This window comes from Streptomyces sp. NPDC006384 (genome assembly GCF_042870695.1).
Lineage (GTDB): Bacteria > Actinomycetota > Actinomycetes > Streptomycetales > Streptomycetaceae > Streptomyces.
Map to the genome: position 1 here is coordinate 157,084 of NZ_JBIAHR010000009.1, position 23,597 is coordinate 180,680.

Sequence of the window (23,597 nt, forward strand, 5' to 3'; positions counted from 1 at the left end):
GGCGGGGGAGGGAAGAAAAACGATGGAGAGCACGCAGCGCTGGCGTGTCCGTGTGACCGGCGTGGTCCAGGGCGTCGGCTTCCGGCCGTTCGTCTACCGGCTGGCGCACGAGCACGCGCTCACCGGCTGGGTCAACAACGACAGCGCCGGGGTGTTCCTGGAGGCCCAGGGGCGCCTGCCGGATCTGGAGGCCTTCACCGCCGCGCTGTCGGCACAGGCGCCTCCGCTGGCCAGGGTGAGCGAGGTGTCGGTGCGCGAACGGCTGTCGCCTTCGCCCGACGCCGAGGGCTTCGTCATCGCGCGGAGCGAGGACTCGGGCGCGGCCACCACGGTCGTGCCGGCCGATTCGCACGTCTGCGACGACTGCCTGGCCGAGCTGCGCGACCCGGCGGACCGGCGCTACCGGTACCCGTTCGTCAACTGCACGCACTGCGGCCCGCGTTACTCGCTCATCCGGGGCCTTCCGTACGACAGGCCGGCGACCACGATGTCCGTGTTCCCCCTGTGCGGGGACTGCGAGCGCGAGTACCTCGACCCGCTCGACCGCCGCTACCACGCCCAGCCGATCGCCTGTCCCGCCTGCGGGCCGAGGCTGACCGCCTCGGTCCGGGACGGCGACGGCCGGACGCGTGCGGCCGGGGAGGGCGAGGCGGCACTGGACGCGGCGCTCGACGTGCTGCAGCGCGGCGGGATCGTCGCCGTCAAGAGCGTCGGCGGGTTCCACCTGGCGGCCGACGCGCGCAACGCCGACGCGGTCGCCCTGCTGCGGACCCGCAAGCGGCGCGACAGCAAGCCGTTCGCCGTCATGGTGAGCGACCTCGCCGCGGTCGACAAGATCGCCTTCCACACCACGGCCGAGGACGAACTCCTGCTCTCCCCCGCCCGCCCCATCGTTCTCCTGCGAAGCCACCGGGGTGTGCTGCCGGACAACGTGGCGCCCCGCAACCCCAGCCTGGGAGTCATGCTCCCGTCGGCCCCGCTGCACCATCTGCTGCTCGACCGCGAGGGTCTGGACGTGCTCGTCATGACGAGCGGCAACGTGTCCGGCTACCCGATCGAGTTCCGCAACGAGGACGCGCTGGCCCGCCTGTTCGAGGTGGCCGACCTCGTCCTGCACCACGACCGCGGCATCGAGACCCGGGTGGACGACTCCGTCGTCCGCACCTCCGAACACCCCGGCCTGGACAAGCCTCTGGTCTCGTTCCTGCGGCGCTCCCGCGGCTACGCCCCGTACGCCCTGGAGGTCCCGGCCGACCTGGACCCGGTGATCGGTCTGGGTGCCGAGCTGAAGGTCACGGTGTCGCTCGGCCGCGGGCGCAGCGTGTACATGAGCCAGCACATCGGCGACGTCAAGAACGACGAGACCTTCGCGTCGCACCGCACCGCGGCCGACCACCTCGCACGGCTCCACCGGCTCACGCCGGCCCTGGCCGCCTGCGACCTGCATCCGGACTTCCGGGCCTCGCGGTACGCCCGCGACAGCTACGGCGACGACGTCGTGGAGGTCCAGCACCACCACGCCCACATGTCCGCGTGCATGGCGGAGAACCAGCTCACGGGCACCACGATCGGTGTGGTCTTCGACGGTTCGGGTTACGGCCCGGACGGGACCGTCTGGGGCGGCGAGTTCCTGCTCGGCGACTACGGCTCGGTGGAGCGCGTCGCCCATCTGCGCCGGCTGCCGCTGCTCGGCGGGGACCAGGCGGTACGGGAGCCGGTCCGCACCGGCTACGCGCTCGCCCTCGACGCGCTCGGCGGGAAGGACGCGGCCGTGGCGGCGTTCCCCGCGCTGGGCGTGCTCGACGAGCAGCAGCGGTCCGTGTACGCCGTGATGGCGGCCCGCGGCATCAACTCGCCGCTCGCCTCGAGCATGGGACGCCTCTTCGACGGCGCGGCCGCGCTGCTCGGCGTCTGCACCCACGCCGAGTACGAGGCGCAGGGTCCCATCGAGTTCGAGGGTCTGCTCCGGCGCGACCTGCGGGTGGAGCGGTCGGCCGCCTACCAGGTGCACAGGCAGCCGGGCAAAGAGGCGGTCGAGCTGGACTGGCGGCCGCTGGTCCGGGCCCTCGCCGCGGACGTCGCCGCCGGGGCCGCGCCGGACCTGATGTCCCGGCGGTTCCACACGGGGATCGTCGACATGGTCGTCGCCGAGTGCGAGGCCGTCCGTGAACGGCACGGGGTCACCCAGGTCGCCCTGTCGGGCGGGGTGTTCCTCAACGAGTTCCTGCTCGTCAACTGTCTCGTCGCGCTGCGCCGGGCCGGGTTCGAGGCCTACTGCCACCGGCTCGTGCCCACCAACGACGGCGGCATCTCCCTGGGCCAGGTCATGGTGGCGAGCGCACGCCGCGCAGCCCGCCGGCCGGCCGGGGCCCGTCCGGCGGACAACTGAGTGCACACAACCGAGCTGCGAGGAAAGACCATGCCCTGTCGCGTACTGCTGGTGCAGCCCGCGTTCTCCGCGATCGCCTACGTCACCCACGCCCACGCCCTCGGCTGGGAGGTCGTCGTGGCCTCCCACGAGGCCGGCAGCCGTGTCGTGGCGGAACCCGTGCGGGCCCTCGCCACGGAGATCATCACGGTGGACACCAACGACGGCGATGCCCTGGCCGCCGCCGTCGACGAGGCCCACCGGCGCGCCGAGTTCGACGCGGTGGTCGCCGGAGGCGAGTTCTACGTGCCGGCCGCCGCGCGGCTGGCCGAGCGGCTCGCGGTGGCGGGCCTCGACCCCGCCGGGGTGGACCGGGTCCGCTACAAGCCGGCCATGCGCCGGGCGGTGGCCGACGCCGGGCTCCTGGTGCCCCGGCACACCGTGGTCCGCGATCCGGCGGAACTCGACGAGGCATGCGCCTACGTCGGTTTCCCCGCGGTCCTCAAACCCGTCGAGTCCGGGGGCAGTATCCATGTGTCGCGGGTCGACACCCCGCAGGAGGCGCGGGCGGCGCTGGACGTCATGTACGCCGACGAGGAGCTCGAGTTCGACCGGCCGCTCGACACCGACGCGCTGCTCGAGCAGTACGTGGCCGGCCCGGAGTACAGCGCCGACGGCTACGTGCGCGACGGCGAGGCGGTCGTCGTGGCGGTGACGCGCAAGCTGCTCGGTCCCGAGCCGCGCTTCCTGGAGATCGGGCATCTCACTCCCGCCCCGCTGGACGAGGTCACCCGCCGGGAGATCACCGAGTACGCCGCTGCCGTCGCCAAGGCGGTGGGGATCACGGTGGGCCCCTTCCACTGCGAGCTGCGGCTGGACGGCGACGGCCGCCCGGTGCTCATGGAGATCGCCGCCCGGCTCCCCGGCGACAGGATCACCGAGCTGATGGAGATGTCCACCGGCCTGGTGCTGCCCCGGACGGTCCTCGCGACCGCCACCGGTCTGGACCCGCAGGAGCTGGGGGCCTGCCGCGAGCCCGTCGCCGCGGCTGCCGGGATCCGCTTCCTGACGGCGGGCGGGTCGGGGACGTACACCCGGCTCGAAGGCTGGGAGGAACTCACCGCCGAACCATGGGTGGTGGCGAGCCAGGTGCTCATCGAACCCGGCGCGGCCGTCCGGACGGACGAGGCGGACTACCGCTGCAGGATCGCCGTCGTCGTGTTCACGGCGGACTCCCCCGCCCAGGCGCAGGAACGCTGGACGGAGATCGGCGACCGCGTACGCGTGCTCACCGACTGACGTCCGCACGGACCAGGAAACCGATCAGGGCATCGCCCACGCACACCGAGGAATGGGAGACATGGAGCCACTGCGCATGCACTGGTGCTCGCCGCCGGACACGGGTCAGGCGACGCCCACGGACAAGTACAGGATCGGCACGCTCGACATGGGCGAGGTCGTCGACTTCGTCCAGGAGGCCGAGGAACTCGGCGTCGACAGCCTGCTGCTCGGCATGGGCCACTACCTGCCCGATCCGCTTCCCGTGGTGGGTGCCCTCACGCAGGTCACGGACCGGGTCAAGTTCATGCTCGCCTACCGCCCCGGTCTGCTGTCGCCGACCCTGTTCACGCAGGTCGTGAACACGCTCTCCTGGATGTCCGACGGCCGGATCTCCCTCAACATCGTCGCGGGGATCTCGCCGGCCGAACAGGCGGGCTACGGCGACTTCCTCAGCCACGACGAGCGGTACGCGCGCACCCGTGAGTTCCTGGAGATCATGCGCGGTCTGTGGGGCGGCGAGTCGCCGCTGAGCTACGACGGACAGCACTACACCGTCAAGGACGCGCAACTGGGCCTCGGCTACAAGGGCGGCGGCCGGCCCGAGATCTACATCAGCGGCGCGTCGGAGGTGGCGCAGCAGACGGCCCTCGACCTGGGTGACTGCTGGCTGCGGTACGGGGACACCCCCGAGGGCCTCGCCCGGGCGAGCCGGCCGCTCGTCGAGGGCGGTCGCCGCGTCGGCACCCGGATGCACGTGCTGGCCCGGCCCACCCGCGAAGAGGCGGTGGCGGAACTCGCCCACCTGATGCGCAACCCCGACCTGGCGCACGAGGCGTACATCCGCGAGTTCGTGGCGACGGTGGACTCCGAGGCGGTCAAGTCGTCCTACCGGCTCGCCGAACAGGTCGAGGGCGAATGGCTGTCCCCGTTCATCTGGACCGGTGCCGTCTCCTACCGCGGTGGCTCCGCGCTGTGCGTCGTCGGCAGCTACGAAGAGGTCGCGCAGTACCTCCACCGGTACAAGGCCGCGGGTGTCGGCGAGTTCATCTTCTCCGGCTGGCCGACCCGGGACGAGATGCGGAACTTCTTCACCCATGTGGCACCCCTGATCCGCGACCTCGAACGCGCGGAGTCCGGGACCTCCGTGGCGTGACCACCGCACCTGCCCGTATCCGAGCCCGAGGAACAGAACAGCTCATGCACATAGTCGTCATCAACCGCTGGCCGCGGTTCTCCGACGCGCGCCGCTGGGACCACGAGCTCAGTCGCTTCGACGAGTTCATCGACCACGACCGGCACCGTGTCAGTTACGTCGTCGACGCGGTCGGCCGGACCGGCGTGCTGGCGGATCCCGCACGGATCGCCGGTCTCGTCGAGATCGAGGACGTCAACGACTTCGACGCGCTCTGCGGGGCGGTGCGGAAGGTCGCGGCCGAGGTCGGGCCCGTCGACCGGCTCGTCGCGCTGTCCGAATTCACCCTCGGCATCGCCGCGGAGGTGCGTGAGGCCCTGGACATCGACGGCCCGCGCCCCGAGGACGTGGCCGTCTACCGCAACAAACTGACGATGAAGGAGCTCGTCGCGAAGGCCGGGGTGCGCGTACCGCGTCACACGGCGTGCGACGACACCGGGTCGGCCCTCGCCTTCGCGCGGTCGGTCGGGTACCCGCTGATCCTCAAGCCGGTCGCGGGGGCGGCCAGCATCGGCGTGCACCGGGTGGACGACGAGCGGGCGCTCCGGGCGCTCCTCGACGAGGTCGACGCGGCCGACTACGAGCTCGAGGAGTTCATCGAAGGGACGATCCACCATGTGGACGGGTTCGCCGACGACGAGTCGGGGATCCCGTTCCAGGCGGTCTCCCGCTACATCAACGACTGCCTCTCGTTCGAGGCGGGCGGTGAGCCGCTCGGGTCGGTCGTCCTGCAGTCGTCCGGACTGCGCTCCCGCATAGAGGAGTTCGCCCGCACCTGCGTGTCGGCCCTCGGCATGAAGTCGATGCCGTTCCACCTGGAACTCTTCGTCACCGGGACCGGGGAGCTGGTCTTCCTGGAGATCGCGGGACGCATCGGCGGTGCGGAGGTCCCGTACCTGACACACCGCCTCTTCGGGGTCAATCTCTGCCAGGTGTGGCTGAACGCTCTGTGCGAGGGGACGGTGACGCTGCCCCGGAAGCAGGGGGATCCGTCCGGGGGCTGGCTGATCATCCCGAAGCCGGACCGGCTGCCCGCGCGGGTGACCACCGTGACCTCCCTGCGCGACTCCGTCGCCACCGTGTGGCGCGAACTGGTCCCGAGCCCGGGAGAGGTCATGCTCCCGGGCGGCAGCTACGACGCGGTGCACAGCGGGCGTTACATCCTGCTCGGCGACGAGGCGGCGGTGGAGGAGGACATCCGCCGGATCATCGCCGCCTTCCGCATCGAGACCGAGCCGGTGACGGAATGACGGCGCCGCCCGCTGCGGAACCGACGCAGACAGACGCCACGACTCCTCCCCGGCCGGCGCACCGCAGGCTCTTCGGCTGCGGTGTCCTGCTCGGCATCGTCGCCGAACAGATCGTGCTGTTCTCGGTGCCCCTGCTGATCTTCGAGGACACGAAGAAGGTCTCCTCACTCGGATTCGCCTACGCCATCGAGTGGCTCCCCGCGCTGCTCGCCTACCCCTTCGCGGGGCTGCTCGCCGACCGGGACGGCGGTGCCCGGCTGTTCTCCCGGGTCTCCGCCGGCCGGGCGGCCGTCCTCTGCGGCGCCCTTGTCGGCTGTCTGGTCGCGCCCTCCCTGCTGACCCCGATCCTGATGACCGCGGGTGCCCTGCTGTCCCTCCTGATGGCGCCGGTACGGATGTCCATCGAGAAGGTGGTGCCCCAGCTGGCCCAGGGCTCCGAACTGGCGAGGACCCAGGGCCTGGTCCAGACGATGGAGGTGTCGGCGATGGCCGTCGGCCCCGCCCTCGCGCTCCTCGGCGTCGCCTTCGTCGGCAAGTTCTGGCTCCTCGGCTGCGCGGCCGCGGCGTTCCTGGGGGCCGCGGCGTGCTGGCTGCCGCTGCCCCGCGGGGCACGGGGGCACGACGGAGGCGGTGTGCGGGAGAACCTGGCCGATCTCCGGCTGGGCTGGTCGCTCCTGGTGGGCAACCGGCCGCTGGTGCTCCTCGCCGTGCTCAACTTCTCGATCAACCTGGTCTTCGCCACGGTGCTCAGCGCCAACGCCGCACTGGTCACGGACGTGTTCCACGCGCCCGAGTCCGCGTACGCCCTGCTCAACATCGGCGTCGGAGTCCTGGGAGTCGTCAATCTCCTGGTGGTTCCGCTGCTCCTGGGGCACTTCGACGTGCGCGCCCTCGGGCTCTTCGGCCTCGCGCTCGTCTGCGTCAGCCTGGCCGTGCTGGGGTTCGCCCCCTCGATCCTCCTGTACGGGCCGGCGTTCGTGGCCGCGATGGTCGGGGTGACCTACTTCAACATCTTCAACCGCACCCAGCGGATCAAGGTCGTGCCGAAGGAACATCTGGGGAAGGTGATGGGGCCCTTCTACCTCCTCAACCTGCTGTCCCTGCCGCTGGGCGGTCTGCTCGTGGCCGGTGTGGGCGCGAGCTGGGGGCCGCAGTCCCTGGTCGCCGCGCTGGCGGTGGCGCTCAGCGCCTTCGGCGCGGTCATGCTGCCGCTGACCGTCCGCGCCTTCGACCGTGCGATACCGGCATCCGGGGAATCCTCGGCGGGGGTGCGGTGATGGACGGAGGATTCCGCTGCCTCCTGACGACGGTCGAATCGGATTCGCACTTCTGGAATCTCATCTACCTCGAGAAGCTCCTCGAAGAGCACGGAGCGGTGGTCGACAACCTGGGCGGCTGCACCCCGGCCGGGCTCGTCGTCGAGGAACTGGCCGCCCGCAGGCCGGACCTGCTGGTGGTGTCGAGCATCAACGGCCACGGCTACCACGGCGCCCGCGACCTGCTGACGCGGATCCGCCGCGCCGGTCTCGACGTGCCGTGCGTCGTCGGCGGCCGGCTCACCACGGCCGCGTCGGACAACGACCGGGTGCGTCGCGACCTGCTGGCCCACGGGTACACCGATGTCTTCGTCGACGGGGACGCCATCGAGCGCTTCCGCGGATTCCTGCGCTTCGGTGCGCGCTTCGGCTTCGCCGAGTGGCGGGCCGACGCCGCGGTGGTCGCGCCGTGGGACGGTGCCGCGCACGTTCTGAACACCGGCTCAGGACGGTGACGTGTCCGGATATCTGGACCGGTTCGTGGCCGAGGCGCGAAGCCGGGGGGAGCTGGTGGTGCAGCCGCGCATGGGCTTCGGGGCGGTCGACACGATGCGGGCGGGCCTGCGCGAGGTCGCCGGCCTCGGCCTCCCGGCCGTCGGCACCATCACCGTCGACAGCTACACCCGCGTCGGCGACCATGTCAGCCCCCTCCACCGGCTGCGGGCGGGTGAGGAGATCAACGGGTACCCCATCGTCACGCACCCGCCGGAGCGCACCCGCGACATGCTGGCCGGGCTGTACGGACCGTCGTTCCCCGTCCAGGTCCGGCACGGCACGGCACTGCCGCAGCAGGTCATCGCGGCTCTGGTGCGGGCGGGCCTGGACACCACCGAGGGCGGTCCCGTCTCCTACTGCCTGCCCTACAGCAGGCTCCCGATCGCCCAGGCGGTCGAGGCCTGGGCCGAGGGCTGCCGTCTCCTGGCCGACACGACCGAGCGCGGGCACATCGAGAGTTTCGGCGGGTGCCTGCTCGGCCAGCTCTGCCCGCCGTCCCTGCTCATCGCGGTGACCGTGCTGGAGGGGCGGTTCTTCCTCCAGCACGGTGTGCGGCACATGTCGCTCAGCTACGCGCAGGGAACGCACGGCGGCCAGGACCGGGGAGCGCTGCGGGCCCTGCGGGAACTGGCCGCGCGGTACCTCGGGGACGCCACCTGGCACGTGGTGCTCTACACCTACATGGGGCTGTTCCCGCGGACCGAGGCGGGCGCGATCGGCCTCATCGGCGACAGCGCGCGGCTCGCCCGGGACGCGGGCTGTGAACGCCTGATCGTGAAGACGGTCTCGGAGGCGTGGCAGATCCCCAGCGTAGCGGAGAACGTGCGGGCGCTGAGGCTGGCCGCCGGCGTCCTTCCCGAGTCCGCGGCGGAAGGGACGCGCCACGGGACGGAGACGCGCCACGCGGACGAGTACTTCTCCGAGATCCTGGCGGAGGCCCGGTGCATCGTCGACGCCGTCCTCGATCTCGACGCCGATGTGGGCAGGGCCCTGGTCAAGGCCTTCGAGAACGGAATCCTCGACATCCCCTTCTGCCTGCACCGCGACAACCGGGGCGAGGCCACCTGCACGCTGGACGAGCGGGGGGCCCTTGTGTGGGCCGGTACCGGGAACCTTCCGTTCCGCGGCCGCGGCCGGCGCGGTGGAACGGCTCCGGTCGGATCCGACGAACTGTACAGAATGCTCAACTACGTGGCCGATCGCTACGACAACGGCCCATTCGGGAGGCGCACCATGAGCCGCTCCGGGGAGGAACTCCATGACCGCAGGTTCTGAGCGCTTCAGCGAGCTGTTCGGCTCCTTTCCGACATCGATCGCGATCGTGACGTCCCTCGGCGCGGACGGCGAGCCGTTCGGGTTCACCAGCAACTCGGTGTGCGCGGTCTCGGCGGCCCCGCCGACGCTGCTGGTCTCCGTGGGCAAGGAGTCCCGCACCCTGCCGGCGATCGCGTCGTCGCAGGCCTTCGCGGTCAACTTCCTCTCCGCGGCCGGCCGGCACGCGGCGCAGGTGTTCGCGAGCAAGGCGGCCGACAAGTTCGCGCACGTGGAGTGGGAGCCGTCGTCCCTGGCCCAGGGCGCGCCCCTGCTCACCGGGGTCTCGCTCGGCCACGCGGAATGCCGGGTCGAGCGCGCGGTCGAGGTGAGCGACCACTGGCTCTTCATCGCCCGGGTGGAAGGCGCCGCCGTCTTCCACCGCCCGCCCCTGCTCCACCGCAAGGGCTGCTACGGCGTGTGGCAGCCGCAGTACGCCGGCTCCGTCGCCTGACCCGAGCCGCCCGACCGAAAGGACCCCGCGTGAACGCCCCCCGCATCGCGGTCGCCGGTGGCACCGGTGCCGTGGGCCGCACCCTGCTCCGGCTCGTCGAGGAACGTGCCTTCCCCGTCTCGGGGCTCCGGCTGCTCGCCTCCGCGCGCTCGGCCGGCACCTCCGTCACCGCGCTCGGCCGTACCACGGTGGTCGAGGACCTGGCCACCGCCGACTTCACGGGCACCGACATCGCCTTCTTCTCGGCCGGGACCCCGGTGAGCGCCCGGTGGGCGAAGAAGGCCGCCGCCGCCGGCGCCCTCGTCATCGACAACACCAACGCCTTCCGGATGGACCGGGACTCCCCTTTGGTGGTGCCCCAGGTCAACGGCGGGCTGCTCGGCGAGCGCCCGGTCTCGGGCATCGTGGCCAACCCCAACTGCTCCACGATCCCGCTGGTGCGTCTGCTGCGGCCGGTGCACGAGACGTACGGCCTGCGACGGGTGACCGTCGCCACGTACCAGGCGGCGTCCGGCGGCGGACAGAGCGGCATCGAGGAACTGCGCGAGGGGACACGCCGGGTGCTCGCGGGCGGGTCCGCGGCCGCCGAGCGGTTCCCCGAGCCTCTGGCCTTCAACGTGGTCCCGGCCATCGACCGGTTCCAGGACGACGGCTTCACCCTCGAGGAGCAGAAGATGCGCCAGGAGTCGCGGCGCATCCTCGGCCTGCCGGACCTCGACCTGGTCGCCACCTGCGTCCGTGTGCCGGTGGAGAACGGCCACAGCGAGGCCGTCGTCGTCGACTGCGAACGCCCCCTGCGGGCCGGCGAACTGGAGGCTCTGTTCGCCGCGCAGCCGGAGGTCGAGGTGTGGAACGGCAAGGTGCCCACTCCGCGGACGGTGTCCGACCGCCCCGACCACGTGCATGTCGGACGGGTCCGGGTGGACCCCGAGCAGCCCCACCGCGCGCTGTTCTGGCTGGTTGCCGACAACCTGCGCATCGGGGCCGCGCTCAACGCCCTGCAGATCGCCGAACGAGCCGCGGCGGAAGGCATCGTCTGACCCGACGGCCGCGCACGGCCACCGCGGCCCCGGCGCACCGGACCGGTCGCGGCCCGGCGCACCGGACCGGTCCGCGCGACGGCCACCGGGCCGGCAGGACGGCGACGGGCACGCAGGTGCGGAAAATGAAGGTCCGGCCCCGGGGCCGGCCGCCCTGCGGCTCCGCGGTGGTCCTCTCCCCCGGCCCGCTTCGGCTCACCGCGAACGCGGGTGTCCCCTGCCGGGCCGGTCGGCAGGATGAGGGCCATGAGGATCACCAAGTTCGGTCACGCGTGTGTGCGGCTGGAGAAGAACGGCCGGGCGATCGTCATCGACCCGGGCGTCATGACGCCCGAGCCCGGCGCGCTGGCGGGGGCCGAGGCGGTCCTCGTCACGCACGAGCACTTCGACCACTTCGATCCGGAGCGCCTGCGCCAGGTCCCGGCGGCCGTCTACACCTGCGCCGGGGTCGCCCGGCACCTGGACGGGTCCGGCGGGCGCGTGCACGTGGTCCGTGCGGGCGACAGCTTCTCCGTCGCGGGTTTCGAGGTGTCGGTGGCGGGCGACCGGCACCACTTCAGCCACCCGGACGTGCCTCCCGTCGACAATGTCGGGTTCCTGGTCGACGGAGAGGTCTTCCACCCGGGTGACGCGTTGACCGTGGTCGACGCGCCGACGCTGCTGGTGCCCGGCCAGGCACCGTGGCTGACGGTGCCCGACATGATCGGCTACCTGCGCCGGACGGCACCGCGCCGCGCGTACGCCGTCCACGACGGGCTCCTGAACGAGTGGGGCCTGAAGGTCCTGGACGACGTTCTCGCGAGGGAGGCCGAGCGGGCGGGTGCCGATGTCCGGCGGCTCCGCCCCGGGGAGAGCGTCGACCTGTAGGCGGTGCCGGCCGGGCGAGGGCGGCGGGGCCGCCCACCGCCGGGCGGGCGTCGCGCACGCTCAGGTGCGGGGCAGGGGTTCGGGGGTCCGGCCGGCCGGTACGGCGAGTTCTCCGCCGTACTCGCTCACCCCGCTGCGGCGGGAGACCGCCAGCAGGATCAGGCCGGTGACGATGCTCGGCACCGCCACCGTCAGGCCGAACACCAGGGGGGACGCGTGGCTGAAGAGGGTGCCTCCGACGACGGGGGCGCACGCGATCCCGATGATGTAGATGCTCTGCACCAGCAGGCCCACCCGTCCGGACAGCGCCATCCTCGCCGCCAGCCCGAACACCAGCGCGAGTACGGCCCCGTACATGACGCCCCAGACGACGAGCGCCGTGCCGTAGACGGCCGGACTCGTCGCGGTGACGATGAGGAACTTGCACGTCGTGCCGATGACCAGGATGGCCAGGATCGACCGGGAACGGCCGACCCTCCTGAGCAGGAACGGTGTCGCCAGGGCGCCGGCGAGACCACCGACGATCTTCAGCGAGAGCAGCTGCGACGAGGCGCCGACGCTCAGGTGGGCGTGCTGCGTCGCGAAGTTCTCCGCCATCGAGTAGACCATGTCCTCGGTCAGCGACCAGAGACCGAAGACGACGGCCAGCGTCAGCGCCGTCGGGCCGAACGGCTGGTCGCGGTGGGCGGCGGGCAGCCTGTTCGGCATGTTGGGGAGGGCACCCGCGATGAGGGTCCCGGCCAGCGCGGCGACGGCCAGCACGATCAGCGCGGTGCGCAGTCCGTGGCCGAGGAAGGGCAGGACGGCCAGGAACATCGCGGCGATCAGCCGGTTGCCGATCACCACGGTGCTGGTGGTCCGGTCGGGATCCACCGTGGCGGAGGCCGCGGCGGTGCCCGCCGCGCTCACGATCCCGCAGCCGACGCCTCCCAGCACGATGCCGCCCGTCACCACGGCCGTCTGCGACGTCAGGGCCGCGGAGCCGAACCCGGCCGCCATCACCAGCAGGCCGATCCGGGCGGTGCGGGGCCGGTCGCCCCGCGCCACGAACATGTTGGCGACGAACAGGGCCGCGGCCGTGCCCAGCGACATGCCCGTGGCCACCGCCCCGGCCTCGGCCACGCTCATGTCCAGGTCGGCGGTCATGCCTCCGATGAGTACGGGCACCAGGTTGGCCGCGAGAAGCGCGACCACCGACGTTCCCACGAAGCTCGTGGTCGTCCGTGGGTCCAGAGGCGCGAGAGCACTGCTCATGTTTCCTCCTCCGTGGCGCCGGGCGCCGTCGCCCGGGGCCGGATTCGGTGCGGGACCGTTCCCGCGATGACGGATGGGGGCCACTGCGCCGGGTGACGGCGTGACGGCAGCCGTCGGCGTGCGCGCCGGCCCGGTGCGCCTCAGAAGCGCGTGAAGCTCTGCTGCCCGGCCCGGTCGGGGCTGCCGGCCAGGTACTCCAGGGCGTACCGCTCGACGTCCAGGCTGATGGTGAGCAGGGTGCCCCACTGGTCGTGCACGGGCTTCGACACGTCCGGCCGCATGCAGATGACCGCGTCGGCTCCGTCGCTGCCGCACAGCGCCTTGGCCCGTTCCGCGGAACCGAGGCCGGGCAGCGAGGTGCGCACCCGCCGCAGGTGGGCGATCCGCTCGTGGGTCCGCGACTCGTTCTTGCCCGCTTCCCCCTGGGCGAGTGTCTCGTCGAGGAAGTGGTTGGTGTGCAGCAGCCACCCGTCCTCGCCCGGGCGGACGACCGCGAGGCCGGCCGGCGAGAGCTCGAGGGCGGCGGCGCCCGTGTCGCGGGTGACGACGGTCAGGGAGGTGGAGGCGCTCACGGCCGCGGTGGAGGCCAGCGCGACCGCCTCGTCCAGGGTGGTGGCCTCGTCGAGGATCCGGCGGGCGACGGCGTGCACCGGAACGCCGCCGGTGTCCGAGTCGGCCTCGTGGAACAGGATGTTGAAGTGGACCCCGAGGCCGGCGTCGTTGACGCCGATCTTGGCCGCCGAGCCGAACTCGGTGAACATCTTCACGGTGCGGCCGGCGTGCGAGGACAGTTCGTGCAGGAGGCCTTCGGGGACGAGGGTGCTGCTCCAGTCCCAGGTCTGGACCGTCTCCGGGACGCTCCCGGGCGCGGCGTACACGGCGGTCGAACACTCGCCCTGCCTGTGCCGCGGAGCGGCGGCGAGGACCTCCGTCCGCGCCCCCACCGCGGCCGCCTTCCACCGTTCGACGCCCGCGGCGTCGGCGCACGCCGCCGACTCCTCCGCGAGTTCCGGTGCCCACGCGCGCAGCGCCTCGTGACTGCGCTCGGCGATGCGGCGGACCCGTTCCGCCGGGATGCCGAGGGCGGAGAAGTGGTCCAGGTACAGCTCGGCGGCCCGGCGGAGCTGGGGGGCGAACCGGGTGCCGAGGACGTGCCCGCGCTCGCGGGGAGCGGTCACTTCGGTGGTGGTGAGGGTGTGCAGTTCCATCGCGCTCCTTCGAGCAGGGTGACGCCCGTCACGTTTTCCGGGCGGCGAGGGAACACGCTAGGAACGTAAAACGTTTTATACAATGCCTGCTCACGTATTGTTCGCACCCGGGCCGGGGAGGGTCCATGGCACGGACACGCGGAATCACGATCAAGGACGTGGCCCGGCAGGCCGGAGTGTCGATCACCGCGGTCTCGCACGCCCTCAACGGCAAGGGCACCCTGAGCGCCGCCACGCGGGAGCACATCCGCGGCGTGGCCGAGGAGATGGGCTACGAGGCCGACGCCCTCGCCCGGGGCCTGCGGCGGTCGCCGATGGGCGCGGTGGGACTGGTGCTGCGCTCCCTGGACGTCCTCGGGGACTACACGCCGGCGGGCGTCGACGTCTTCGAGCACTTCGTGGGCTCGGTGGCCTCACAGGCACTGGCCCGGGGGCTGAGCCTCACCCTCGTCCCCGACCTCACCCGCAGGCCGGTGCCGCCCCTGGCCTTCTCCATGGACGGCTACATCGTCAGCAGCCCCCACCAGGACGACCCGGTGGTGGCCCTGCTGGAGCAGCGGGCCATCCCCTACGTCACGCTGGGGAGCATCCCCGGGCGCCCGGACTTCGTCCACTGGGCCGGCGAGGACGACAAGGCGTCCATGCGGCTGACGCTGGACCACCTGGAGGCCGGGGGCGCGCGCGACGTCGTGCTGGTGCGCGGCACCGACCGCAACGCGTGGAACCACGACAACGAGACCGGCTACCTCGGCTGGTGCGCCGAGCGGAGGATTCCGCCGCGCGTGTACCGGCTGCCCGAGGGCGACGGCCTGGAGGGCGGACGGAATCTCGTTCCGCGGGTGATCGGCGACGGGCTGCCGGACGCCGTCGTCTGCCTCACCGGGCGGCATGCGGCCGGCTTCCAGGAGGGCCTCCTGGCGCACGGTGTGCGCGTCCCCGAGCGGACGATGGTGGCCACCGGCTCCGACTCCGAACACGCCCGCACCAGCCGGCCCGCCATCACCGCCGTCCAGCGGAACCCGGCCGACAGCGCGGCCGCCCTGCTGGACATCCTCCAGGCGCTCATCGCCGGGGAGACCGCCCCCGCGCCGCGGCTGACCCGGTCACGTCTCCGGCCACGCGCCTCGACGAGCCGCCCACGGCACGGGTGAGTCCGGAAGAGCCCGGACGGGTGCCGGCGGTGTGCCGGTGCGGCCGGACTCCGCTCGCCGCCGCGCACCACCGTGCCTCTCACTCCGCCGCGTCGTCCATGCGGCCGCCGACCCGGGCGGCGGTCTCCCGCAGCCAGATGTGGGCCGCGTCGTGGGTGTGCACCGGGTGCCACCACAACGCCTCCCGCAGCGGTACCGCCTCGTAGGGCGCGTCGACCACCCGTACGGCGGCGAGCGGGGCGAGGAGCCGGGCGAGGCGGGCCTGGATCAGGGCGATGCGCCGGGTGCCGCCGACCAGCAGCGGAATGGCCTGGAAGCTGTCGACGGAGACCTCGACGCGGGGCTCGACGCCCAGCATGCCGAGCTGGCGGACGGCCGGGGTGTCGTAGGTGCGCTGGTAGGTGACCCAGGGCAGCCGGACCAGATCCTCCCTGGTCAGCCGGTCGCCGACGCCCGGGTGGTTCTCGTCGACGAGGAAGACCCACCGGTCCTGGTAGAGGTCGGTGGCGGGGAAGTCGCTCACCACGCCGTGCGGCATGAGCAGACCGTCGGTGGTGCTCAGCAGGGCGTCCGTGGCGTCCACCACGGTGCTCGGCGTCTGGCTGAAGCGCAGCCGGATGCCGGGGGCCTCCCGGTGCACGACCCGGGCGAGTTCGGTACCGAAGACGGCGACCGCGTAGTCGGAGGCGAGGAGTCTGAACTCACGGCTCTCCCTGGCCGGGTCGAAGTCCGCCTGACTGGCGAAGAGACGTTCCAGCAGGTCGTACGCGGTGGACACGCGGTCGAGGAGGACCTGTCCGAGGGCGGTGAGCTCGTAGTGGCCGCCGACCCGGGCCAGCAGGTCGTCGTCGAAGTGCCTGCGCAGACGCGAGAGCGCCGCGCTCATCGCCGGCTGGCTGAGGCCGACGCGCTGCCCGGCGCGGGTCACGTTGCGCTCCTCCAGCAGTGCGCGCAGGGCGACGACGAGATTGAGGTCCAGGCGACTGAGATTCACGGCGCTTTCCCTAGCTGTCCGGCGACGACCTGCGGTAATTCGTCTCATGGATGGCTGTCATCCACGGAATCGATTTCCGTGATCGCGAGTGGCGGGTCCAGATTAGTGCCATCGCCGTCAGGAGGACATGTCCGTGAAACCTGGAACCGCGTCCGCGCTCTTCGCCGGACCCTTCGCCCTCGCCACCCTCTCCGCCCCCGGGGAGCCCGCCTTCCCCGCCCTCGTCACCCCGGACGCCGGGGTGACCGACCTGCGACTCGCCCTGGACGACGCCGGTCTGACCGTGCGTGGGCTCCTCGACGGCTGGGACGCGGTGCTGCCGCGGCTGACGGCGCTGGCCGGCGCCCCGGGGAGCGCGCCGCTGGCGGAGTTCCGGGTGCACGCGCCGGTCGAGCCGCGCCAGGTGTTCCAGTCCGGCGCCAACTACCGGCAGCACGTGATCGACCTGCACGTGGCGCACCGGGCACCGGGCGACGACCGTCCCGAGGAGGAGCGGCGCGCGGAGGCGGCGGCCGTCATGGACCGGCGGGCGGCCGAGGACCTGCCGTACGTGTTCATCGGTCTGCCGAGCGCGATCACCGGCCCCTACGACGACGTCGTGCTGCCCGCGTGGGCCGAGAAGCCCGACTGGGAACTGGAGCTGGCCGCGGTCATCGGCCGCCCGGCCCACCGGGTGTCCGTCGAGGAGGCATTGGACCACGTCGCCGGGTACACGATCGCCAACGACCTCACCGACCGGGCCACCGTCTTCCGGCGGGACATGCCGCAGATCGGCACCGACTGGCTGCGCAGCAAGAACGCGCCCGGTTTCACGCCGCTCGGCCCCTGGATCGTGCCCGCCGCCTCGGTCGGGGACACGGGCGACCTGCGTCTGACGCTGAGGCTGAACGGCGAGACCATGCAGGACGAGTCGACCAAGGACATGATCTTCGGCGTGGCGCGGATGGTGTCCTACGCCTCGCAGACCGCCCGGCTGCTCCCCGGCGACCTGGTGCTCACCGGCTCCCCGGCCGGCAACGGCATGCACTGGGGGCGGCTGCTGCGCGACGGCGACGTCATGGACGCCTCGATCACCGGTCTCGGCGCCCAGCGCACCCGCTGCGTGGCGGAGGCGGCCCGGTGACCCCGGACCGCACCGACCCCGAGGGCTCGATAGCGCGCGCCGCGAAGGCGTGCTCCAACTGGGGCCGCTGGGGCGAGGACGACGTCCTCGGCACCCTCAACTTCCTCGACGAGGCGAAGCGCCGTGAGGGCGCCGCGCTGATCCGGCGGGGCGCCAGCTTCTCCCTGTCGCAGCGGTTCGACATGAACGGCCCGCAGAAGGGCTGGCGGCGGCGCACCAACCCGGTGCACACCATGCTCGACACCGGCACCGACGCCGCCCTCGGCAGCCAGGGCTTCCCGCACGGCCTCGGCGGCGCCGACGACGTCATCGCGATGCCGCTGCAGTGCTCCACCCAGTGGGACGGGCTCGGCCACATCTTCGACCACGGCAGGGCGTGGAACGGGCGCCCGGCGGAGAAGGTCGTCACCTCCGACGGCGACCTGGTCACCGGCATCGAGCACATGGCCCCGCACGTCGCCGGACGCGGTGTCCTGCTGGACGTCGGCCGCGCGGTCGGCGAGGACGGGGAGCTGCCCGACGGCTTCGCGATCACCGAGGAGCACCTGACCGCGACCGCCGGGGCCCAGGGCGTGACCGTGGGGCGCGGCGACATCGTGCTGGTGCGCACCGGACAGCTGGCCAGGGTGCGCCGGGAGGGCTGGGGCGAGTACGCGGGCGGTCCCGCGCCCGGCCTGTCGTTCACCACGGCCGGCTGGCTGCACGGCACCGAGATCGCCGCGATCGCCACCGACACCTGGGGCTTCGAGGTACGCCCCAACGAGTTCGCGCACGCCTTCCAGCCGCTGCACCAGGTCGCCATCCCCCACATCGGCCTGCTGATCGGCGAGATGTGGGACCTGGAGTCCCTCGCCGAGGACTGCGCGGCCGACGGCGAGTACGCCTTCTGGCTCACCGCGGCGCCCCTGCCCATCACCGGAGCGGTCGGCTCGCCCGTCAACCCGATCGCGGTCAAGTAGACCGAGGAACAAGGGAGTTCTTCATGCCCCAGCCCCGCACGGTTCTCGTCGTCGGCGGCGGCGCGGCCGGCAACGCCGTGACGATCCTGCTGCGCCGCGCCGGTGTCGCCGTGGACCTGGTCGAGGCCAGGGACGACTGGAACGCCACCGCCGGCTCCGGCATCACCCTCCAGGGCAACGCCCTGCGGGTGCTGCGCGAACTCGGCGTGTGGAAGCAGGTGGAGGCGTCCGGATTCGGTTTCGGCTCGGTCGGCATCACCGCCCCCGACGGCACCGTCCTGCACGTCCAGGACGACCTGCGCACCGGCGGCGACGACCTGCCCGCCACCGTCGGCATGCAGCGGCCCCGGCTCCAGCGGATCCTGATCGACGCCGTCCGGGCGAGCGGCGCCACCGTGCGCCTGGGCACCACCGCCGAGATCCTGGACCAGGACGCGGGCGGTGTCTCCGTACGCCTCGGCGACGGCACCGAGGCCCGCTACGACCTGGTCGTCGCCGCCGACGGCCTCGGCTCCGCCACCCGTGCCGCGATCGGCATCCCCGACAGGCCCGAGCCCACGGGCATGGCCATCTGGCGGGTCGCGGCCCCGCGCCCGGCGGGAGTCGTCCGCACCGACCTCGCCTACGGCGGCCCGGCGTACATCGCCGGCTACTGCCCCACCAGCGAGACGACCCTGTACGCGTACGTCGTCGAGGCAGGCCGCGACCGCGCCTCGATCCCCGCCGACGCGTACGCCGACGAGATGCGCCGGCTGGCCTCCGCCTACGGCGGTTTCTGGCCGGAGATCACCGCGCACATCACCGACCCGGCGAAGGTCAACTACACCTGGTTCGACCGGTTGCTGGTGGAGGGTTCCTGGCACCGGGGCCGGGTCGTCCTCGTCGGCGACGCCGCCCACTGCTGTCCGCCCACCCTCGCCCAGGGCGCCGCCCTCTCCCTGGAGGACGCGTGGGTGCTCGCCCAGATGCTGACCGGGACCGACGACTGGGACGACGCGCTGTTCCAGGCGTACCACGAGCGGCGCATCGCCCGTGTCCGGCCCGTCGTCGAGGCGTCCGTGCAGATCGGCCGGTGGCAGCTGGACGGGGTGCGCGACGCCGATGTGCCCGGGCTGATGGGCCGCACCATGACGATGCTCCGGGAGCTGCCGTGACCGCCGTGAACACGCCCACCGTCGACGTGCACGCCCACGTCCTGCTGCCCGGGGTCGACGCGCTCGTCGCCGGCCTGCCCGGCCACGCCGGGGCCCGGGAGCTGGACGCCCGGCGCAACGGCCCCGCCGCCCTCGCCGTCAGCGGGCCCATGGTCCGTGAGCGCCTCCCGCGGCTGACCGACCCCGCCGTGCGTCTGGCCGCGATGGACGCCCAGGGCGTCGACGTGCAGCTGGTCAGCCCCTCTCCCTCGCACTACCACTACTGGGCGGACGAGGAGACGGCCGAGAAGGTGTACCGCCTGGCCGGCGAGGAGACGGCCGCGCACTGCTCGGCCGCCCCGGACCGGCTGCGCGGGCTCGGTCTCGCTCCCCTCCAGCACCCCGCCCTGGCCGTGCCCGCCCTCGAACACGCCCTGGAACAGGGCCTGTACGGGGTGGAGATCTCCAGCCACGCCCCGGGACGGGAGCTGTCCGACCCGGCGTACGAGCCCTTCTGGTCCCGGGCCGAGGAGACGGGCGCGATCCTCTTCCTGCACCCCTTCGGCTGCACCCTCGACGAGCGCCTCGACCGGTGGTACCTGTCCAACACCGTCGGCCAGCCCACCGAGAACGCCGTCGCCCTGTCCCATCTCATCTTCTCCGGGGTCCTCGACCGGCACCCGGGGCTGAAGCTGATCGCCGCGCACGGCGGCGGCTACCTGCCCACCCACATCGGCCGCTCCGACCACGCCTGGTCGGCCCGCTCCGACGCGGGCGCCGACTGCGCGCACCCGCCCAGCAGCTACCTGAAACGGCTGTACTTCGACTCCCTCGTCCACGACCCGCACGTGCTGCGCGAGCTGGTCCGCACCGCCGGGGCCGACCGGGTGCTGCTCGGCTCCGACTTCCCCTTCGACATGGGCACCGAGGACCCGGTCGGCGACCTGCGCGCCGCACACCTGTCCGAGGCCGACTTCGACGCCGTCCGCGGCGGCAACGCGGCCGCCCTCCTCCGGAAGGACTGACACCATGCGTCTGCTCACCCACCTGCGGCACGTCGACCTCGCCGTGCCCGACTACGACAGGCAGCTCGACTTCTACGCCGGCGTCTGGGGCCTGACCAAGGTCGCCGAGGACTCCGGCATCTCCTTCCTGGCCGCCGAGGGCTCCCCGGAGCAGTACGTCGTACGGCTGCGCAAGGCCGGTGAGAAGCGCCTCGACCTGGTCTCCTACGGCGCCGCGTCCGCCGCCGACGTCGACACGCTCGCCGAGCGACTCCTGGCGGGCGGCGTGCGGCTGATCTCCCGGCCGGGCAAGGTGGACACCCCCGGCGGCGGCTACGGCTTCCGCTTCTTCGACGTGGACGGCCGCACCATCGAGGTCTCCGCCGACGTGGAGGTCAGGCAGCACCGCAGGATCGAGGAGAAGGAGTCCATCCCGGTCAAGCTCTCCCACGTCGTCCTCAACTCCCCCGACCTGAACCGCACCCGGGAGTGGTACGAGCGCCACCTCGGCTTCGCCCTGTCCGACACGCTGAGCTCGCCGCACATGGGCGAGGTCATGCACTTCATGCGGATCAGCAACCAGCACCACTCGATGGCGATCGCGCGGGGCCCGCACACCTCGCTGCACCACGTCTCCTTCGAGATGCGCGGCATCGACGAGTACATGCGCGGCTCGGGCCGGGTCATGCGGGCCGGCTTCAGGAAGATCTGGGGCCCGGGCCGCCACATGGCCGGGGACAACACGTTCACGTACTTCCTCGACCCGCACGGCAACACCGTCGAGTACACCACCGAGCTGGAGTGCCTGGACGAGGACACCTGGCACCCCCACGTCTACGACTTCTCCCGGCCCGAGGTCACCGACCAGTGGGGCACCGCCAACCCCATGAACGAACTGGTCGCCAAGGAGTCCTTCAACGACCCCGACCCCGGCGTGTTCGTGGCCCCGCCGGTCTGATCCCGCACCCCGTCCCCGGGGACGCGACGGTGGCGTCCACGCCCTGACTCCCCCCGTCGCGCCCCCGGCCCCCCTCCGCGTCCCTTCCCCTCCGCCAGGAGCGACACCATGCGTTTCGCCGCTTACGAACAACGCCACCGCCGCCGGGTGGCCGTCGTGGAGGAGGACGGCACGCTCCTCCCGCTGCCGGGCGTCTCCTCGCTGACCACGCTGCTCGCCGAGACGGACGGCCTGCCCGGACTGCTCGCCGCCGGCCGGCAGGCACTCGACGTCCCGCCCGGCCCGCACGTCTCCCAGGTGCGGCTGCTCCCCCCGCTCCGACCCGCCTCCGTACGGGACTTCGTCACCTTCGAGGAGCACGTCGAAGGCGTGCGCCGCTCCGTCGACGGCGCGGCCGGCGTGCCCGAGCAGTGGTACGCGGCCCCGACCTTCTACTTCACCAACCCGCACGCGATCTACGGTCCCCACGACGACATCCCGATGCCGCCCGGCTCGGCCGTCCTCGACTTCGAACTCGAGGTGGGTGCCGTCATCGGCCGCGAGGGCCGCGACCTCACCCCCGGACAGGCCCGCGACCACATCGTCGGCTACACCGTCTTCAACGACTGGTCCGCGCGCGACCTCCAGTCCGCCGAGATGAAGGTGGGCCTCGGCCCCTGCAAGGGCAAGGACACCGCCACCACCCTCGGCCCGTACCTCGTCACCGCCGACGAACTGGAGCCCCACCGGGACGCCGACGGCTTCCTGCGGCTCGCCCTGACCGCCGAGGTCGACGGCGAGAAGGTCGGCGAGGACCTGCTGTCCCACATGAGCTGGACCTTCGAGGAGATGACCGCCTACGCCTCCCGCGGCACCCGCGTCGTCCCCGGCGACGTCCTGGGCTCGGGCACCTGCGGCAACGGCGGCTGCCTCGCCGAACTCTGGGGCCGGCGCGGCGAACAGAACCCGCCGCCGCTGAAGCCCGGCGACACCGTCACCCTCACCGTCGAGGGCATCGGCACCCTCACCAACACCGTCGTCCCCGGCGTCGAACCCGTCCCCCTGCCCGTCGGCCGGCGCCGGACCCGGGAGCGGCCGTGAGCGGCCCGCCCTCCTGAGAGCGCTGCTCGGCAAGGCCGTCGTGGTCACCGGCGCGGCGCACGGGCAGGGCGCCGCCGAGGCCGAACTGCTCACCCGGGCGGGCCGCCCCGACGGCGGCGTGGACGGCCTCTCCGCCGCCCGCTGACGGGACGGGACGGCGGCCGGGAACCGCTCCGTCCGTGCCACTCGCACGCGAAAGAGGGAACACTCGTACCGACCCGTTCGGCTCGTTCGGCGTCGTCCGTCCCGACAGAAGGAAACCGTGGACATGGCCGTCATCCACCACACCACCCTCAAGCCGACCAAGCAGGAGCTGCTCGCCTCCTGGCTGCCCGCCCGGCCGTGGTACCGCGGTGACGCGGCCGGACCGGAGCCGACCACGGCCGGTGGTTTCCGGCTGGACGACCCGCAGGGCGAGGTCGGGATCGAGTTCATCGTGTCCACCGACACCGCCGGCTCCCGCCCGGTCACCTATCTGGTGCCGTTCACCTATCGCGGTGCGCCGCTCGACGGGGCGGAGCACGCCCTGGTCGGCACCATGGAGCACGGCGTGCTGGGGCGGCGCTGGGTCTACGACGGCTGCCAGGACCCCGTGCTGGTCGCCCAGCTGGCGGCCCTGATCGAGGGGCGGGCGCAGGCCCAGGACCAGAACGTCAGCCACACCCCCGACCCGGAGGTCGTCGCCTTCCGCACCGGTGAGGGCTTCGACACCGCGGGCTTCACCGCCGTCGACGACCGGGAGGGCACCGCGCTGACCTCACCGCACGGCACGGTCCTCCGCCTGCGGCGGGTCCTGGAACCCGCTCCGGACGGCCCGCCCCTCCCTGCGCGGGGAGCGGCCGGCCACATCACCGGTTCCTGGCGGACGCCGGAGGGCACCCGCGTCCGGGGCGTGTTCGCCGTCCTGCACACCGGACCGCGGACGGACGCCTGACCCCGCCGCACGGCCCGGCCCTCCGCCCGGACGCGGGCGACGGCGCCCGTCACGCCGGGCGCCGTGCCGGGTCGCTCGCCGACGACTCCGACCGATCGGACATTCGCCCGGCGATATGATCGACCAATGCCCTCGAGACGTATCTCCACGCGCCCACGGCGTCTCGGGTCGTGCGCGGCGAAGGATTGCGACGCGACCTCGGGTGTGCTAGCGAACACTGACCGC

At 72.6% G+C, this 23,597-nt stretch carries 21 protein-coding genes; 18 read left to right on the plus strand and 3 right to left on the minus strand.

Translation table 11 applies throughout. From position 1 onward, the window contains the following. The first annotated feature begins 22 nt into the window (after positions 1 to 22). From hypF to ACFYOJ_RS14635, 10 genes are all read left to right on the plus strand, one after another. On the plus strand, positions 23 to 2,389 hold the full coding sequence (gene hypF / locus ACFYOJ_RS14590) for a carbamoyltransferase HypF (protein WP_356551060.1): 2,367 nt from the start codon (positions 23 to 25) through the stop codon (positions 2,387 to 2,389). Positions 2,390 to 2,419: 30 nt separating this feature from the next. Further along, a complete protein-coding gene (locus ACFYOJ_RS14595; protein WP_356551059.1) occupies positions 2,420 to 3,667 on the plus strand; it encodes an ATP-grasp domain-containing protein in 1,248 nt (415 codons plus the stop codon). 61 nt (positions 3,668 to 3,728) lie between these two features. Further along, positions 3,729 to 4,802 (plus strand): LLM class flavin-dependent oxidoreductase, encoded by a 1,074-nt coding sequence (locus tag ACFYOJ_RS14600; RefSeq protein WP_356551058.1) that lies wholly within the window; start codon positions 3,729 to 3,731, stop codon positions 4,800 to 4,802. Between the two features lie 44 nt (positions 4,803 to 4,846). Beyond that, entirely contained in the window at positions 4,847 to 6,091 is a 1,245-nt protein-coding gene (locus ACFYOJ_RS14605) for an ATP-grasp domain-containing protein (RefSeq protein WP_356551057.1), read from the plus strand. Then, entirely contained in the window at positions 6,088 to 7,368 is a 1,281-nt protein-coding gene (locus ACFYOJ_RS14610) for an MFS transporter (protein ID WP_356551056.1), read from the plus strand. Before ACFYOJ_RS14605 ends, ACFYOJ_RS14610 begins: the two co-directional genes overlap by 4 nt. Beyond that, on the plus strand, positions 7,368 to 7,862 hold the full coding sequence (locus ACFYOJ_RS14615; RefSeq protein WP_356551055.1) for a cobalamin-dependent protein: 495 nt from the start codon (positions 7,368 to 7,370) through the stop codon (positions 7,860 to 7,862). The genes ACFYOJ_RS14610 and ACFYOJ_RS14615 overlap by 1 nt, the downstream gene beginning before the upstream one ends. A gap of 1 nt (position 7,863) precedes the next feature. Further along, entirely contained in the window at positions 7,864 to 9,177 is a 1,314-nt protein-coding gene (locus tag ACFYOJ_RS14620; protein ID WP_356551054.1) for a methylaspartate mutase, read from the plus strand. After that, positions 9,161 to 9,667, plus strand: coding sequence for a flavin reductase family protein (locus tag ACFYOJ_RS14625; RefSeq protein WP_356551052.1), 507 nt, complete (start codon positions 9,161 to 9,163; stop codon positions 9,665 to 9,667). The genes ACFYOJ_RS14620 and ACFYOJ_RS14625 overlap by 17 nt, the downstream gene beginning before the upstream one ends. A 29-nt stretch (positions 9,668 to 9,696) precedes the next feature. Further along, positions 9,697 to 10,707, plus strand: coding sequence for an aspartate-semialdehyde dehydrogenase (locus ACFYOJ_RS14630; protein ID WP_356551051.1), 1,011 nt, complete (start codon positions 9,697 to 9,699; stop codon positions 10,705 to 10,707). Positions 10,708 to 10,953: 246 nt separating this feature from the next. Further along, positions 10,954 to 11,574, plus strand: a complete 621-nt coding sequence (locus tag ACFYOJ_RS14635; protein ID WP_356551049.1) for an MBL fold metallo-hydrolase — start codon at positions 10,954 to 10,956, stop codon at positions 11,572 to 11,574. Positions 11,575 to 11,634: 60 nt separating this feature from the next. Here the strand turns inward: ACFYOJ_RS14635 and ACFYOJ_RS14640 are convergent, their stop codons facing one another. Both ACFYOJ_RS14640 and ACFYOJ_RS14645 read right to left on the minus strand, forming a co-directional pair. Then, positions 11,635 to 12,828: an MFS transporter gene (locus ACFYOJ_RS14640; RefSeq protein ID WP_356551047.1), complete on the minus strand. Its 1,194-nt coding sequence runs from the start codon at positions 12,826 to 12,828 to the stop codon at positions 11,635 to 11,637. 140 nt (positions 12,829 to 12,968) lie between these two features. Then, complete coding sequence (locus tag ACFYOJ_RS14645; protein WP_356551045.1) at positions 12,969 to 14,036, minus strand: C45 family peptidase; 1,068 nt, start codon at positions 14,034 to 14,036, stop codon at positions 12,969 to 12,971. A gap of 125 nt (positions 14,037 to 14,161) precedes the next feature. On the opposite strand from ACFYOJ_RS14645, the gene ACFYOJ_RS14650 reads away from it, so the two are divergent. Beyond that, positions 14,162 to 15,187, plus strand: coding sequence for a LacI family DNA-binding transcriptional regulator (locus ACFYOJ_RS14650; protein ID WP_356551044.1), 1,026 nt, complete (start codon positions 14,162 to 14,164; stop codon positions 15,185 to 15,187). A 79-nt stretch (positions 15,188 to 15,266) separates the two neighbouring features. On the opposite strand, the gene ACFYOJ_RS14655 is transcribed toward ACFYOJ_RS14650, so the two are convergent. Then, complete coding sequence (locus ACFYOJ_RS14655; RefSeq protein ID WP_356551042.1) at positions 15,267 to 16,181, minus strand: LysR family transcriptional regulator; 915 nt, start codon at positions 16,179 to 16,181, stop codon at positions 15,267 to 15,269. A 127-nt stretch (positions 16,182 to 16,308) separates the two neighbouring features. Between ACFYOJ_RS14655 and ACFYOJ_RS14660 the strand changes: the two genes are divergently transcribed. The 7 genes from ACFYOJ_RS14660 (at position 16,309) to ACFYOJ_RS14690 (ending at position 23,372) form a co-directional block, all read left to right on the plus strand. Then, the gene (locus ACFYOJ_RS14660) at positions 16,309 to 17,304 is read left to right on the plus strand and encodes a fumarylacetoacetate hydrolase family protein (RefSeq protein ID WP_356551040.1); all 996 of its coding nucleotides are present in this window, start codon (positions 16,309 to 16,311) and stop codon (positions 17,302 to 17,304) included. Continuing rightward, complete coding sequence (locus tag ACFYOJ_RS14665) at positions 17,301 to 18,263, plus strand: cyclase family protein (RefSeq protein WP_356551039.1); 963 nt, start codon at positions 17,301 to 17,303, stop codon at positions 18,261 to 18,263. Before ACFYOJ_RS14660 ends, ACFYOJ_RS14665 begins: the two co-directional genes overlap by 4 nt. A 23-nt stretch (positions 18,264 to 18,286) precedes the next feature. Further along, positions 18,287 to 19,417 carry an FAD-dependent oxidoreductase gene (locus tag ACFYOJ_RS14670; RefSeq protein WP_356551038.1) on the plus strand — a complete coding sequence of 377 codons (1,131 nt, stop codon included), beginning with the start codon at positions 18,287 to 18,289 and terminating at the stop codon, positions 19,415 to 19,417. Beyond that, a complete protein-coding gene (locus ACFYOJ_RS14675; RefSeq protein ID WP_356551037.1) occupies positions 19,414 to 20,421 on the plus strand; it encodes an amidohydrolase family protein in 1,008 nt (335 codons plus the stop codon). The genes ACFYOJ_RS14670 and ACFYOJ_RS14675 overlap by 4 nt, the downstream gene beginning before the upstream one ends. Positions 20,422 to 20,425: 4 nt before the next feature. Then, positions 20,426 to 21,358 (plus strand): VOC family protein, encoded by a 933-nt coding sequence (locus tag ACFYOJ_RS14680; RefSeq protein WP_356551036.1) that lies wholly within the window; start codon positions 20,426 to 20,428, stop codon positions 21,356 to 21,358. A gap of 108 nt (positions 21,359 to 21,466) precedes the next feature. Beyond that, a complete protein-coding gene (locus tag ACFYOJ_RS14685; protein WP_356551034.1) occupies positions 21,467 to 22,438 on the plus strand; it encodes a fumarylacetoacetate hydrolase family protein in 972 nt (323 codons plus the stop codon). Between the two features lie 268 nt (positions 22,439 to 22,706). Further along, complete coding sequence (locus ACFYOJ_RS14690) at positions 22,707 to 23,372, plus strand: 1,4-alpha-glucan branching protein (protein WP_356551033.1); 666 nt, start codon at positions 22,707 to 22,709, stop codon at positions 23,370 to 23,372. The last annotated feature ends 225 nt before the right edge of the window (positions 23,373 to 23,597 follow it).